The organism is Planotetraspora sp. A-T 1434 (assembly GCF_025420585.1).
Lineage (GTDB): Bacteria > Actinomycetota > Actinomycetes > Streptosporangiales > Streptosporangiaceae > JAOEGB01.
The window spans coordinates 115215-130780 of record NZ_JAOEGB010000006.1; the positions used below are offsets into that span (position 1 = coordinate 115215).

At 70.3% G+C, this 15566-nt stretch carries 9 protein-coding genes; 4 read left to right on the forward strand and 5 right to left on the reverse strand.

All coding sequences use genetic code 11. The features are described from left to right. The first annotated feature begins 26 nt into the window (after nt 1-26). On the forward strand, nt 27-5702 hold the full coding sequence (locus N5079_RS10070) for a TIR domain-containing protein (protein ID WP_261583335.1): 5676 nt from the start codon (nt 27-29) through the stop codon (nt 5700-5702). Nucleotides 5703-6015: 313 nt separating this feature from the next. On the opposite strand, the gene coaE is transcribed toward N5079_RS10070, so the two are convergent. From coaE to N5079_RS10090, 4 genes are all read right to left on the reverse strand, one after another. Next, on the reverse strand, nt 6016-6609 hold the full coding sequence (gene coaE, locus N5079_RS10075; RefSeq protein WP_261583336.1) for a dephospho-CoA kinase: 594 nt from the start codon (nt 6607-6609) through the stop codon (nt 6016-6018). Between the two features lie 9 nt (nt 6610-6618). Beyond that, the gene (locus tag N5079_RS10080) at nt 6619-7092 is read right to left on the reverse strand and encodes a GNAT family N-acetyltransferase (RefSeq protein WP_261583485.1); all 474 of its coding nucleotides are present in this window, start codon (nt 7090-7092) and stop codon (nt 6619-6621) included. A gap of 74 nt (nt 7093-7166) precedes the next feature. Continuing rightward, nucleotides 7167-8636, reverse strand: a complete 1470-nt coding sequence (rpsA, locus tag N5079_RS10085) for a 30S ribosomal protein S1 (RefSeq protein WP_261583337.1) — start codon at nt 8634-8636, stop codon at nt 7167-7169. A 201-nt stretch (nt 8637-8837) separates the two neighbouring features. Continuing rightward, the gene (locus N5079_RS10090) at nt 8838-9908 is read right to left on the reverse strand and encodes a polysaccharide deacetylase family protein (protein ID WP_261583338.1); all 1071 of its coding nucleotides are present in this window, start codon (nt 9906-9908) and stop codon (nt 8838-8840) included. Between the two features lie 53 nt (nt 9909-9961). Here N5079_RS10090 and N5079_RS10095 point away from each other — a divergent pair, with 53 nt between their 5' ends. After that, nucleotides 9962-10717, forward strand: a complete 756-nt coding sequence (locus tag N5079_RS10095) for a DUF2127 domain-containing protein (RefSeq protein WP_261583339.1) — start codon at nt 9962-9964, stop codon at nt 10715-10717. Nucleotides 10718-10732: 15 nt separating this feature from the next. On the opposite strand, the gene polA is transcribed toward N5079_RS10095, so the two are convergent. Next, entirely contained in the window at nt 10733-13414 is a 2682-nt protein-coding gene (gene polA / locus N5079_RS10100) for a DNA polymerase I (RefSeq protein ID WP_261583340.1), read from the reverse strand. Nucleotides 13415-13512: 98 nt separating this feature from the next. Between polA and N5079_RS10105 the strand changes: the two genes are divergently transcribed. Both N5079_RS10105 and N5079_RS10110 read left to right on the forward strand, forming a co-directional pair. Next, nucleotides 13513-13917 (forward strand): PaaI family thioesterase, encoded by a 405-nt coding sequence (locus tag N5079_RS10105; protein ID WP_261583486.1) that lies wholly within the window; start codon nt 13513-13515, stop codon nt 13915-13917. 369 nt (nt 13918-14286) lie between these two features. After that, nucleotides 14287-15564, forward strand: coding sequence for a branched-chain amino acid ABC transporter permease (locus N5079_RS10110; protein ID WP_261583341.1), 1278 nt, complete (start codon nt 14287-14289; stop codon nt 15562-15564). The last annotated feature ends 2 nt before the right edge of the window (nt 15565-15566 follow it).

The following is a 15566-nucleotide window of genomic DNA, read 5'->3' on the forward strand; positions in this document are numbered from 1 at the left end:
GTGATCGTGGCGACGTGGCCGGTCGCATGAGCGGACGCGAGGACGCGCGGACCGAGATCCGCACGGAGATCTTCGTCAGCTACTCCCCCGCCGACGAGCGCTGGGCCACGTGGATCGCCTGGCAGCTGGAGTCCGCGGGCTACCGCACGATGCTCCAGGCATGGGACTTCGTGCCGGGCACCAACTTCATCGACTTCATGGACCGGGGCGTCAGCGAAGCGGATCTCGTCGTCGCGGTGCTGAGCCGCAACTACCTCCAGTCGCGGTACGGCAGGCTCGAATGGCAGGCCGCGCTGCGCGCCGACCCGGACAACCCGTCCAACAAGCTCGTCACGGTCCGGCTGGAGGACTGCCCGCTCGAAGGGCTGCTGTCCACGATCACCTGGGTCGACCTGGTCGGCGTGGCGGACCCGGACGAGGCGCGGCGGCTCCTGCTCACGAGGATCCGGCAGTCCCTGGCCGGCCGCGCCAAGCCCGCCGAGCAGCCCCGGTTCCCCACCGGGCCGGCGACACCGCTGCGGCCGCACATCGCCGGCGCGGAAGCCGTACCGGAAGCCGTGCGGACCCCGCGGGCGCGGCGGACCCCGGCGGCGGCCCCGGTGTTCCCGACGGCGGCGCGGCAGGGCGGGGCGGCGTCGGTCACGATGCTCCACATCGCGGGGCCGCGGTTCGGGCGCGGGCTGGCCGAGGCCGACGACCCTCTCGACGCGGGAGAGCTGCAGGCGAGCATCTGGGCGGACCTGACCCGGCTCGCCGACGCGGGGGCGCCCCGGCCGGACCTGCTGCTGGTGACGGGCGACCTGACCGAGTCGGGCAGCATCCGGGAATGCGAGCAGGCGCTGACGTTCCTGACCGGCCTGCGGGTGCTGCTCGGCCTGGAGCCCGGGCGGCTGGCCGTGGTCCCCGGGCCGAGAGACGTGACGAAGGCGGCGTGCCGGGCCTACTTCGCCACCTGCGAGGCCGACGACGTCCGCCCGCAGCCGCCGTACTGGCCGAAGTGGCGTCACTTCTCCAACCTGTTCAAGGAGATCTACCAGGGGCTGGACGGCCCGGCGTTCGACAGCGCCCAGCCGTGGACGCTGTTCGACCTGCCCGAGCTGAGGGTGGCCGTCGCGGGGCTGAACTCGACGATCGCGATGAGCCACCGCGAGGAGGACGACCACGGATACATCGGCGAGGCCCAGGCGGCGTGGTTCGCCGAGCGGCTGCGGGCCTTCGACGGATGGCTGCGGGTCGGCGTGATCGCGCATCCGCCGCAAGCCGCCCTGCGGGACGCGCTGACCTTCGAACGCCTGCTGGGCTCCCGCCTCGACCTCGTCCTGCACGGCCACGACCCCCGGCGGCCGGGCTCCGAGGACGTGTGGGAGCTCGACGGCCTGCCGTGCGTCCCCGCGCTCGCCCCCGGCCGCCACCAGCTCATCGAGGTCACCCCCCAGGGGCTGCGCCGCTGGACCCGCGACCGCGGTGACCTGCGCGCCCCCGAGTCCATCCCTCACGGCTGGCGGCAGTGGAGGCCGGAGAGCCCGCCTCCCCCCGAGCCGGAGCCGGAGTCGCCCGGCGTGGTGGACGCCGTGGAGAGCCCCGCCGGGCTGCTCCTGGACCGGATCAGCGAGGTGTGCGAGACTCGGTTCGAGCGGGCCAAGATCCGCCGAGTGGCGGCCGAGCCGCCGCACCTGCTCGTGACGCACCCCGAGGACGGCTTCGTCCGCCAGTTCATGGTCGGCGCCCATGTGGGGGCGGTCGCCGCCGACCAGGTCGAGGCGTTCCTCGGCCACGTCCGCGCCGCCGGCCTGGAGCACGGGTCCGAGCTCGTCTACCAGGGGCCCACCCCGCCGCAGGCCATGCGGGACGACGCGCTGCGGCGCGGCGTGCGGCTGCGGAGCTTCACCGAGTTCCAGGGGCTGCTCGACCTGTCCGACTACGTCGCGGGGCAGACGGCGCGGCTGCGGACCGACCGGCGCTACCCGCCCGAGCTGTACGTGCCGCAGCGCTTCCGGGAGCTCGACCGGGCGGGCGGCGGCGTCCGGGACGACCTCACCGGCGAGCTGATGCGGCTGCTCGCCGCCGACCACGGCCGCTTCGTGCTCGTGCTGGGCGACTTCGGCCGGGGCAAGACCTTCTCACTGCACGAGGTGGCCCGCCGGATCCCCGCCGAGCTGCCCCACCTGACGCCGATCCTGATCGAGCTGCGCGCCCTCGACAAGGCCCACTCGGTCGACGGCCTAGTCGCCGCGCACCTCGCCAACCACGGCGAGGAGCTGATCGACCTCAAGGCGTTCCACTACATGCTCCGGCAGGGCCGGATCGTGCTGCTCTTCGACGGCTTCGACGAGCTGGTCACCAGGGTGACCTACGAGAGGGCGGCCGACCACCTCGACACGCTCCTGCAGGCGGCCGAGGATAAGGCGAAGATCGTGGTCGCCGGCCGCACCCAGCACTTCAAGTCCCAGAGCCAGGTGATGACGGCGCTCGGCGAGAAGGTGGGCCTGCTGCCCAACCGCCGGGTGCTCACCATCGAGGAGTTCACCCAGGACCAGATCCGCGCCTACCTCGTCAACAGGTACGGCGGAGAACGTGCGGCGGACGACCGGATGGACCTGCTGCGCGGGATCGCCGACCTGCTCGGGCTCGCCCAGAACCCGCGGATGCTGAGCTTCATCGCCGACCTGCCCGAGGAGCGGCTCCGCGCCGTCGCGAGGGCCGGGCAGGCCATCAGCGCGGCGGCCCTTTATCAGGAGATCCTCGACACGTGGCTGGCCTTCGAGGAGAACCGCACTCGCGGAGTCGCGGGATCACCCGGCGGGCTCGCCAGGCAGGAGCTGTGGCGGGCCGCCACCACGCTCGCCCTCCGCCTGTGGGAGACCGGCGAGACTTACCTGCGGCACTCAGAGCTCTCCGAGGTCGCCGAGGCCCTCACCGATCTCACCGCGCATCTCAGCGCCGATCAGGCCGCGCACGCGGTCGGCGCGGGCAGCCTGCTCGTCCGGACCGACGAGGGGCTGTTCGGGTTCATCCACGCCTCGGTGGTCGAGTGGCTGGTCGCGCGGCACCTGTCCACCTCGCTCGACGCCCTGGCGCTGCGGCCGCTCTCCGCCCTCACCGTCGACTTCCTGTGCGACCTCGCCGACACCGGACGGCTCCATGCCTGGGCGGCCAGGACGCTGGCCGCCCCCGACGCCGACGACGTCTCACGGGCCAACGCCATCAAGGTGACCACGCGGCTGCGCACGCCCGCCCGCACCGACCTGCGCGGCGCCCGGCTGAGCGGCGAGGACCTGTCGTACCGGGAACTGTCCGGCGTCGACCTCACCGGCGCCGACCTCACCGACGCCCAGCTCGTCGGGGCCAACCTCTCGCACGCCGTCCTCCGCGACGCCCGCCTGGCGGGGGCGCGGCTCGACGAGGCCGTGCTCGCGGGGGCCGACCTACGCGGCGCGGACCTCACACGGGCCAGGCTCGGCCGGGCCGACCTGCGGGATGTCGCCCTCGACGGCAGCCGGTGGGACAGAGCCGCCGTCATCGACGCCACGGGCGTCCCGGCCGGCGCCCCCGAGCTGCGCGGCGCGGCCATCGCCCCAGACGCCCCGGTCACCGCCGAGCTCGCCCCCGCCCTGGTCGGCGTGCCGTACGGATATCACTTCCAGAGCAGCAGGCTGCCCGAGCCCGTCGCGTACCGGCCCGACGGCGGCGTCCTGGCGATGGGCAGCGAGGACGGCGGGGTGCTGATCTGCGACAGCGCCACGGGTTCCGTCCTGCGCACCCTGCACGGCCACCGGGGCCGGGTCTACAAGGTCACGTACGGCGCGGCCGGCCTGGTGACGGGCGCGAGCGACGGCACCGTGCGGGTCTGGGACCCGGCGACAGGAGCGGAGAGGCACGTCCTGCGGGGCCACCCCGACGGCGTGTGGCCAGTCGTCTCGGACGGCGACCTGGTCGCGGCGGGCGGGGCCGACGGCGTCATGCGGATCTGGTCCTCGGGAGACCTCGTGCTGACGCTTCCCGGGCACACCGCGCCGATCTACACCGCCGTCTTCCTGCCCGGCCTGCTGATCACCGGCGACTCGGGCGGCGCGATCCGCGTCTGGGATCTCGCGACCGGCCAGATCCGCCGGCAGCTCCACGGCCACAGCGGCGCGGTCTACCGGCTCGTCCTCAGCCCCGACGGCCGCCTATTGGCCGCCGGAGACGGCCAGGGCGTGCTGCGCCTCTGGGACCCGCGGACCGGCGAGCTGTTGCACGAGCTCACCGGCCATCCCGGGCGGATCTACACCCTCGCCTTTCATCCCGAGGGTCGCCTCCTGGCGTCGGGCGACACGGAAGGCGTCGTGCGGCTCTGGGATCCGGTGAGCGGGGAGCCCGCCGGGATGCTCCCGGGCCACCGAGGCGGCGTCTACCAGGTCCTGTTCAGCCCGTCGGGAGAGCTGCTGGCGACCGGCGACAGCGACGGGGCCGTGCGCCTGTGGGACGTGGCCGGTTCTGAGGGACGGTCCGAGGTGCGGGCCGAGCTCATGGGCCACCGGGGATCGGTGTGGCCGTTCGCGTTCCGGCCGGACGGGCAGCAGCTCGTCACCAGCAGCAACGACGGGACCACGCGGCTGTGGGACCCGGCAACCGGGCAGTGCCGCCAGACGCTGCGCGGCCACGGCCGCCGGATCACCGCCGTCCGGTTCTCCGCGGACGGCAGCACGCTCGCGACCTGTGGAAACGACGGATATGTGCGGCTGTGGGACCCGCGCACCGGTCGCCGCCTGCGGTCGATGACCGGGACCGCCGACCGGCTGGTCTCGGCCCTGTTCAGCCCGGCGGGGCCGCTGCTGGCCACGGCGAGCAACGACGGTGGCGTCTACCTGTGGAACACGGCCGCCGGAACCTACGAGCGCGAGCTCAACGTGGAGACCGACCACGTGTGGGCCGAGGCGTTCAGCCCCGACGGCGAGTTCCTCGCCACCGCCAACGACGACGACAGCGTCCGGCTGTGGTACCGCGCGACCGGCCGGCAGGTCGCCAACCTGGCCGACCACCGAGGCCGGGTCCGGTCGATCGCGTTCAGCCCCGACGGGCGGCTGGTGGCCACCGGCTGCGACGACCGCCTCGTGCGGCTCTGGGACGTGGAGAGCGGGGCGTGCTGGGCGACGCTGCGGGGCCACCAGGACCGGGTCCACTCGGTCGTGTTCAGCCCGGCGGGAGACCTGCTGGCGAGCGCGAGCAACGACGGCACCGCGCGGGTCTGGGACGCCCGCTCGGGCGAGATCCGTGACGTGCTGGACAGCGGGACGGGCCGGCTGTGGACGGCCGCGTTCAGCCCCGACGGCGAACTGCTGGCGACTGGAGGGGACGACCTCGCCGTCCGCCTGTGGGACGTGGCCTCCGGGGCACGCGTCCGGACGCTCACCGGCCACACCCGGCGCGTCTGGTCGGTCGCCTTCCACCCGTCGGGAGACCTCCTGGCCAGCGCCGGGGACGACGGCGTGGCCATCCTCTGGGACGTCGCGTCCTGGACACCGCGCGCCACGCTCCTCGGCCTGCCCGAAGGCTGGGCGGCGTTCGCGCCCAGCGGCCTCTACAAGGTGGAGGGCGACGTGGCGGGCCAGTTCTGGTACGTGATCGGCATGTGCCGGTTCGACCTGGGCGAGCTCGACGAATATCTCCCCGAGGTCCGCCGGCTCGCCCTGGACGAGCCCTTCACTCCACCCTCGCCGTGATCATGCATGGCTTCCCGGGAAGCTCGGGGACGTGCGGTTTCCCGAATCGCGATCATGCACGGATTCCGCCGTACACCGCCTGACGAGCGCCGCCACTCTTCGTGATCATGCAGTCTCCGATCCGGCGAGCGCGCCTCGTAGCGCATGATCACGCCGCACGAAACACCAGGTGGGAGGGTGCGTGCGGGAACACGTGCATGATCACGCGGTGGGAAGCACCAGGCAGGGCTGTACGTGCGGGAACATGTGCATGATCACGCGGTGGGAAGCGCCGGGCAGGGCTGTACGTGCGGGAACACGTGCATGATCACCCTCAAGGTCGAGCGCGGAGGTCGGACCAGATCTTGGACACCTGGGCGTCCAGGGCGTCCAGGGACCCCTCGTTGTCGATCACGATGTCGGCGACCTTGAGGCGGCCCTCCCGAGAGGCCTGGGCGGCGATCCGCGCCCGAGCGTCTTTCTCTGACATGTCCCGATATTTACGAAGACGTTCCAGGCGGATCTCGTCGGAGGCGTCCACGACGATCACCACGTCGTACAACGAGGCCAGGTTGTTCTCCGCGAGGAGCGGGACGTCGTAGACGACGATCGCCCCGTCGGGGGCGGCCCGCTGGAGCTCCCCCACCCGTGCGCCCACCTTCGGATGGACGATGCCGTTGAGGATCTTGAGCTTGTCCGGGTCGGTGAAGACGATCGAGCCGAGCCTCTCGCGGTCGAGCGTCCCGTCCGGACGCAGCACGCCCTCGCCGAACGCCTCGACGATCTCCGCGAGCCCCGGCGTGCCGGGCTCGACCACCTCGCGGGCGATCTTGTCGGCGTCGATGACGACCGCGCCGCGCTCCGCGAGCCTCTTGGAGACCTCGCTCTTTCCCGACCCTATGCCGCCTGTGAGGCCAACCTTCAGCACGCCCGAAGCCTATCCGGCCGCCGCGTGCGCGTCGCGGCGGAGATGAACCAGCGTGAGGTGGTCCTGCAGGCGCTCCCTGCTCGTCTCGCGGTAGCCGAGGCGGCGGTAGAGCCGCAGGTTGCCACCGGACAGGTGGCCGGTGAACAGGTCGAACGCCGCCGCCTCCGGCACCGCCTCGTGGAGCGCGGCCAGCAGGGCGCCCCCGATCCCCTGGCCCTGCCGGTCGGGGGCGACGACGAGGCGGCCGACGAGGCAGGTGGAGCCGGACAGCCGCCCACGGACCGAGCCGACGATCCGGGGCCCCGCCGTCGCCTTCAGCACGACGCCGGTCTCGACGACCTCACGGACCTGGTCGAGGGACTCGACGAGCGGCCCGATGAAGGGGTCGCCGTACAACTGGGCCTCGGTCACGTAGGCCGCCCGCTGGAGGGTGAGGATCTCCCCCGCGTCGCCGGGCAGCGCCCGCCCGATGTCCACTGCCATATCCACAAGCACGCGGTCACCCTATGACACGAAAAGGCCCCGCCGAAGCGGGGCCTTCCGTCACTGCTGAGCGGTCAGCTCTGGCCTCCGGCCAGCTTCTCCCGCAGAGCCGCCAGGGCCTCGTCGGAGGCGAGGGCGCCGCCGGTCGACTGCGCCGCGGCCGGGGTCTCACCGCTGTAGGACGACGGGGCGGCCTCGCTGGCCTCCGCCTCCTCCTGGCGGGCCTTCTCGACCTGCGACTTGTGGGCCTCGAAGCGGGCCTGGGCCTCGGCGTACTGCCGCTCCCACTCCTCGCGCTGCTTGTCGAAGCCCTCGAGCCACTCGCCGGTCTCGGCGTCGAAACCCTCGGGGTAGATGTAGTTGCCGGCGTCGTCGTAGGTCGCCGCCATGCCGTACAGCGTGGGGTCGAACTCGACGTCGGCACCGATCGCGCCCTCGTTCGCCTGCTTCAGCGAGAGGGAGATGCGGCGGCGGTCCAGGTCGATGTCGATGATCTTGACGAAGATCTCGTCGCCGACCTGCACGACCTGCTCGGGGATCTCCACGTGGCGCTCGGCCAGCTCGGAGATGTGGACCAGGCCCTCGATGCCCTCCTCGACGCGGACGAACGCGCCGAACGGCACCAGCTTGGTGACGCGGCCGGGGACGACCTGGCCGATCTGGTGGGTCCGGGCGAACTGCTGCCACGGGTCCTCCTGCGTCGCCTTGAGCGACAGCGAGACCCGCTCGCGCTCCATGTCGACGTCGAGAACCTCGACCGTGACCTCCTGGCCGACCTCGACGACCTCGGAGGGGTGGTCGATGTGCTTCCAGGACAGCTCGGAGACGTGCACCAGACCGTCGACGCCGCCGAGATCCACGAAGGCGCCGAAGTTGACGATCGAGGACACGACGCCCTTGCGGACCTGGCCCTTCTGGAGGGTGTTGAGGAACGTCTGGCGCACCTCGGACTGCGTCTGCTCCAGCCAGGCGCGGCGGGACAGGACCACGTTGTTGCGGTTCTTGTCCAGCTCTATGATCTTCGCCTCGAGCTCGCGCCCGACGTACGGCTGGAGGTCGCGGACGCGGCGCATCTCGACCAGGGAGGCCGGGAGGAAGCCGCGGAGGCCGATGTCGAGGATGAGACCACCCTTGACGACCTCGATGACCGTGCCGGTGACGATGCCGTCCTCGTCCTTGATCTTCTCGATCGTGCCCCAGGCCCGCTCGTACTGAGCGCGCTTCTTGGACAGGATCAGGCGGCCTTCCTTGTCCTCCTTCTGGAGGACCAGGGCCTCGACGTGCTCCCCGACCTCGACGACCTCAGCCGGGTCGACGTCGTGCTTGATGGAGAGCTCACGCGAGGGGATGACACCCTCGGTCTTGTAGCCGATGTCGAGCAAGACCTCGTCTCGATCGACCTTGACAACGGTGCCTTCAACGATGTCGCCGTCGTTGAAGTACTTGATGGTCTCGTCGATCGCGGCGAGGAAGGCCTCCTCGGAACCGATGTCGTTGACCGCTACCTGCGGGGTGCTCGAGGTGGCCTCAGTGCTGCTCGTCATGTGTGGAATTGCTCCGAACCGGACAGATGTCGTTGTGACAGAAGCGCGGCGGGCCTGTTTTCGTTCACCGGTGGCTGCTCGTGGAAGCTACGGATGACCGAGCGCGAGCCCGCTCCGTCCGAGACGCGCGCGAGCCCACAGCGCAGCGATCAGCATATGAGACATGGCGGGCGCGGTCAATCCGGGCTGAGCAGGCAAGCGCTAGTACGCGATGATCTCTTTTGCCTTGCTTGAGATGATTTTGCCCTCAAGTTTCTTCGGGACCGACACATGGGTGGGGTCGCCATCCGACGTGTATCGCTCCTGCGGGTGTTTGTCCAGCCAATCGAGCCAGTACGTCGTGCACCAGCGGCGGCAGTCGCCGTGTTTTCCGTTCGACTGGATCCTCGGGATCGCGTATCGGCTGAACGATTTCGCGTACGGCGAAACCGACGGCTCGGCTCCTGCGAGGAAGACGCCGTCGAAGTGATACGCCGTCCCGTCCCACTCCCCGTCATGCGCCGCGGTCAGCTTCTTCGGCCGGGAGCCGTACGGCAGCGCGAACGTCGTGGAGGCCGGGACGCCGAGCTTCTTGAGCAGCCGCTCCTGCCTGACGATCTGCTCCTTGACCTGCTTGGTGGTGAGGCGGTGGAGATCGGGATGGGAGGAGGTGTGGTTGGCGACCTCGAAGCCGTGGCCGAGGAGCCATTTCACGGCCTGGGCCTGCTGGGCGGGGTCCTTCAGCCCGAAGGGGTTCCGGTTGATCCAGAACGTCGCGACCGGCCGGAAGTTCGGGTGCTTGGCGGCGACCTCGTAGATGAGGCCCACCGCCGTGTCGTTCTTCGGCATGCCGCCCGCGTCGACCGCGAAGTGGCTCGGGTTCCCATCGTCGAACGTCAGGACGACCGGGTGCGTCCCCGCCGGAGTGTTGATGGTTCCGGACACGAACTCGGCCGCCGTGATCGGCACGTAGTTGTCCTTGGCGAGCCTCTCCAGCTCGCTCCGCACCTGCGCGGGGGTCCGGTCGATGGACGCGATCCGCTTGGGCAGCAGCCGGTGATACATGATCACCGGTATCAGCCCGGCCTCGTTGGCCTGCGCCTTTCTCGCGGACTCGGCGGTCGCGCTCACGGGCGGGGGCAGCCGGGCGCCGGGCAGCGCGGGCGCCGGCTTCACCTTGACCCGCGCCTCCGGGCGGCCCGCCGACGGGAGGAGCGCCAGCACGATGAGGCCGATGACGACCACGACCATGTTGGCGACCACCGTCACCCGGGCAAGATTGCGCACAGTCATCCGACCCTATTACCCCGCCACACACCGACGTTCATGTGTGCTGAAATTCCCTTGTGAATTGGAGTCTGAGAGCCTGCGGGCGGCACGGCCACGTCACCTACGCGCCAGTCGAGCAGCCGTTGCGCGACCGCCTGCGCGCCGAGACCGCGCTGGGCGAGGCATGGCGATGCCTGCGCTGCGGCGACTTCACCCTCGGGGAGCCGCACGGCTCCGGACCGGCGGAGGACGCGCCGATCGTGCTGCGCGGCCACGCCCTCAGGGACGCGACCATCCTGCGGCTGCTCGCCGTCTTCCGGTGGGCCAAGGGCCTGCTCGTGCTCGGCGCGGCATACGGCGTGTGGCGGTTCCGCGCCCATCACGACGCCGTCAACCGGGCCTTCCACGAGGACCTCCCGCTCCTCCAGCCGCTGGCCGACAAGCTCGGCTGGCACCTGGAGGACTCCGGCGTGCTCCACACGCTGCGGACCGTGCTCGCGGCGGAGACGCGGACGCTGACCTGGATCGGGCTCGGCCTGCTCGTCTTCGGCTCCCTGCTCATGACCGAGGGCGTCGGCCTGTGGCTGCTGAAGCGCTGGGGCGAGTACTTCGCGGTGGTCGCCACCTCGCTGTTCATCCCCATCGAGATCTACGAGATCGTCGAGAAGGTGACCTGGCTGCGGATCGTCATCCTGTTGATCAACATCGCGGCCGTCCTCTACATCCTGCTCAGCAAGAGGCTGTTCGGCCTGCGCGGCGGGCACGCCGCCTACGAGGCCGAACGGCACGAGGCGAGCCTCCTGGAGGTGGAGGCCTCAGCCGTGGCGCAGTGACCCGGGGGACCCGGTTCAGTGACCGGCGTCCTCCCAGGTCGAGCCGACCCCGACGGAGACGCCGAGCGGGACGCGCAGCTCGTAGGCCGCGCACATCTGCTCCCGCACCATCTCGGTCAGCTCGTCCAGCTCGCCCGGGGCGACCTCGAACACCAGCTCGTCGTGGACCTGGAGGAGCATCCGGGAGCGCATGCCCTCAATGGCCCGCTGCACGTTGAGCATCGCGACCTTGATGATGTCGGCCGCCGAGCCCTGGATGGGCGCGTTGAGCGCCATCCGCTCGGCCATCTCCCTGCGCTGCCGGTTGTCGCTGGTCAGGTCGGGCAGGTAGCGGCGGCGGCCGAGGATCGTCTCGGTGTAGCCGTCCTTGCGGGCCTGCGCCACGATCGCGTCGAGGTAGTCGCGGACCCCGCCGAACTCCTCGAAATACTCGTCCTTGAGCGCCCTGGCCTCCGCGACCGGGATGTTCAGCTGCCCGGAGAGCCCGAAGTCGGACAGGCCGTAGGCCAGGCCGTAGTTCATCGCCTTGATCCGGGCCCGCAGCTCGCCGTCCACCTGCTCCGGCGGCAGGTCGAAGACCCGGGCCGCGGTCGCCTGGTGGAAGTCGTGGCCCGACTCGAACGCCGCGATCAGCGACTCGTCCTGCGACAGGTGCGCCATGATCCGCAGCTCGATCTGGCTGTAGTCGGCCGTCAGCAGCGTGTCGTAGCCCTCCCCCACCACGAAGCCCTTCCGGATCCGGCGGCCCTCGGCGGTCCTGATCGGGATGTTCTGCAGGTTGGGCTTCTCGCTGGACAGCCGCCCGGTCGCCGCGATGATCTGGTTGAACGTGGTGTGGATCCGCCCGTCGTCGCCGATCTCCTTGATCAGGCCCTCGACCGTCGTGCGGAGCTTGGTCTGGTCGCGGTGCCTCAGCAGGATCGTCGGCAGCTCGTTGTCGGTCTGCAGCGCTAGCGAGGCGAGGGCGTCCGCGTCGGTCGTGTAGCCGGTCTTGATCTTCTTCGTCTTGGGCAGGCCGAGCTTGACGAAAAGGATCTCCTGGAGCTGCTTGGGCGAGCCCAGGTTGAACTGCTCCCCCACGACCTCGTGGGCGGCCTCGACGGCCTGCTTCACGGCCGCGCCGAATTCGGCCTCCAGCGCCGCGAAATACTGCCGGTCGGCGGCGATGCCGGTCCTTTCCATCTCGGCCAGCACCCGCACCAGCGGCAGCTCCACATCGATGACCAGACGCGTCCCGCCGCGCTGGGACAGGTGGCCCTCCAGGGCCTCGGCCAGGTCGCGCACGGCCTGGGCGCGCAGCGCCAGGTCCCGCGCGGCTCCGGCGTCGGCGTCGTCGAACAGCGAGCCCTGCCCGTTGGGCGCGGACTCGGCCCGCAACTCCCGGTGCAGGTAGCGCAGGACGAGGTCGTCGAGCGGGAACGAGCGCTGCCCCGGCATGGCCAGGTAGGCCGCCAGGGCCGTGTCACAGGTGAGCCCGCGCAGGTCCAGCCCGAGCGCCCACAGCGCCAGCAGCGGCCCCTTGGAGTCGTGTACGGCTTTCGCCTTCGACTCGTCGGCCAGCCACGCCGCCAGGGCGGCCTCGTCCTCGGGGGTGAGCTGGGTGGGATCGATGTAGGCCGCGCCCGTGGCGGAGGCGACGGCGATGCCGTCCAGCCGGCCCGTGCCGCTGCCGTACGCCCCCTTGAACTCCAGCCCGGCCCGGCCCTTGGGGAGGGCCTGGAGCCAGCCGGCCACCTGGCCGGGCTCCAGCACGGTCACCTCGAGCTCGAAGCCCGCCTCGGCCTCCGGCTCCGTCGTGCCGAGCGTCTTGAAGAGCCGCTCGCGCAGCTCGCCGCGGATCTGCAGCGAGTCGAGGAGCTTGTTGACCTCCTCGCGGTCCCACTGGCCCATCGTGAGGCCGGCCACGTCGGCGTCGAGCGTGACGTCGCGCTTCAACTCGGTCAGCATCCGGTTGTGGATCACCTGGCCGAGGTGCTCGCGGAGCTTGTCGCCGACCTTGCCCTTGACCTCGTCGGCCCGCCTGACCAGCTCGTCCAGCGAGCCGTACTCGGCGATCCACTTGGTCGCGGTCTTCTCGCCCACGCTGGGGATGCTGGGCAGGTTGTCGCTCGGGTCGCCGCGCAGCGCCGCGAAGTCGGGATACTGCGCCGGGGTCAGGCCGTACTTCTCGATCACGGCCTCGGGGGTGAACCGGGTCATGTCGCTGATGCCCCGCCTGGTCATCAGCACCGTGACGTTCTCGTTCACGAGCTGCAGGGCGTCGCGGTCGCCGGTGACGATCAGGACGTTCATGTCCTTGCCGGCGGCCTGCGTGGCCAGCGTCGCGATCAGGTCGTCGGCCTCGAACCCAGCCAGCCACAGGCGCGGGATCCGCAGCGCGTCGAGCAGCTCGTAGATGAGCTGCATCTGGCCGCGGAAGTCCTCAGGGGTCTCCGACCGGTTGGCCTTGTAGCCGTCGAACGCCTCATGCCGGAAGGTCGGCTCGCTCCGGTCGAAACAGACCGCCACGTGGCTCGGCTGCTCGTCGCGCAGGATGTTGGCGAGCATCGAGGTGAAGCCGTAGACCGCTTCCGTGTGCTGCCCGTCCGTCGTCATCAGGTTCGCGTCCTTCAGGGCGTAGAAGGCGCGGTACGCAAGAGAATGCCCGTCCAGAAGCAGCAGGCACGGACGGGTGGGGGTCGGTTCACTCTTCGGCACACCCGCAGCCTAGTCTCCCTCTACGACAGAAACCCCAGGCTCTTCCCACAGGAGGCGTCCCCTTGACCTTGACCGATCCCGAGGAATTCCTGGAGTTCATGAACAAGTCCGGCGAAGGCCACCTGCCCGAGCGCATGGGAATCGAGATCCTGGAGGCGAGCGCCGAAAGGGTCGTCGGCCGCATGCCCGTCGAGGGCAACACCCAGCCGTACGGCCTGCTCCACGGAGGCGCCTCCTGCGTGCTGGCCGAGACCCTCGGCTCGATGGGAGCCGCCCTGTACGCCGGGGAGGGAGGGGGCGCCGTCGGCATCGAGATCAACGCCACGCATCACCGCTCCGCCTCGTCGGGGCACGTCACCGGCGTCGCGACGCGCCTGCACGGCGGCCGGACGCTCGCGACCTACGACATCGAGATCAGCGACGACCAGGGGCGGCGCGTCTGCACCGCCCGGCTGACGTGCATGCTGCGCGACACCGGGACCGTGAACGGCTCGGCTTCCTGAAACCGGGCGCTCGCGATATTCGCCCTCATAACGGAACAGCTTGCGACTCTCTTTGCACGCGGGCCCCTCAGGTCGCTACCGTTGTGGCCCCGAGCCCGTGGGAGACCGAGTAGACAACGTGCAGAGCCGGGGAAGCTGTGCACGGACCCAAAGGTCCACCGCGGGCTCATCGGCTTTCCCGCGTTAATCGGTATGACCTGGGAAGCTTTCTCACGCCAGTGACACACCCTGGTCACCGATTGGTGACGAACGGGCCCGAATCGGGCGACCTGGGCTTATGCTCCGGCCACAACGTCGCCGACAGGGCGATGTCGCCTGTTCGGAATGGGGGGGCACCACCCCGCCATGACCTAAATAGAGGGAGCACCATTGCGCAGAGCCGTGATCGCGTTCACGGCCTTCCTGGGTGGACTCGTCCTACTCCTCTCCTCCCCCGCCTGGGCGGACGGGGAGGCACTGAAGGGCACACTCCAAAACCAAGGCCAGCCGGTGAACGGCGTGAAGATCAGCGTGACGACCCAGGACGGCAAACCCGTCGCAGAGGTCACGTCAGGCGCGGACGGCAAGTGGCAGGTGCCCGTCCCCAAGGCTGGTGAGTACAAGGTCACCCTCGACCAGAAGACGCTCCCCTCCGGGGTCGCCCTCAAGTTCAAGGACAAGGACACGCTCACCGTACAGGTGTACGAAGGCAGCCAGCGTAACGTGCTGTTCGCCCTCGGGGCCGCCGGACAGCAGGGCAACGGCCCGGCCTCCTCTGACTCGTCGTTCTGGAACCGCGTCGCCCAGCTCACCTTCGAAGGCTTCAACCTCGGCCTCATCATCGCGCTCGCGGCCATGGGCCTGTCCCTCATCTTCGGGACCACCGGGCTCACCAATTTCGCCCATGGCGAGCTGCTGACCCTGGGTGCGATGTCCGCCTACTTCTTCAACGTCGTCCTCGGGATTCAGCTGATCCCGGCGACCGTGATCGCCGTCATCGTCGGCGGGGCCTTCGGCTACCTGCAGGATCGATTCTTCTGGGGCAAGCTGCGGCAGCGGGGCAGCAGCCTGCTGGCCATGATGATCATTTCCATCGGCCTGGCCCTGTTCCTTCGCTACCTGTTCCTGTTCCTGTTCGGCGGGGAGAGCGCCGCCTACACCGACTACAACGCCCAGGCCGGCATCCAGGTCGGGCCGATCTCGGCCGCGCCCAAGAACTTCATCGCCATGGGCATCGAGCTCGCCGTTCTGTTGATCGTGGGCCTCGCGCTCCTGAAGACCCGCACGGGCAAGGCCGCCCGAGCCGTCGCGGACAACCCGGCGCTCGCCGCGTCATCCGGCATCAACGTCGACAGGGTCATCCGCATCATCTGGACCGCGGGCGGGGCCGTCGCGGCGCTCGCGGGCGTCATGCTGGGCCTCTCCCAGAACGTCGGCTACCAGATGGGCTTCCAGATCCTGCTGCTCGTCTTCGCGGGCGTCACCCTGGGCGGGCTGGGCACCGCATTCGGCGCCCTGGTCGGCTCCATCGTCGTCGGCCTCTTCATTCAGCTGTCCACCCTCGTGGTACCGACCGAGCTGAAGACCGTCGGCGCACTGCTGGTGCTCATCCTCGTCATGCTCTTCCGGCCGCAGGGCATCCTGGGCCGGCGCGAGCGCATCGGCTGATC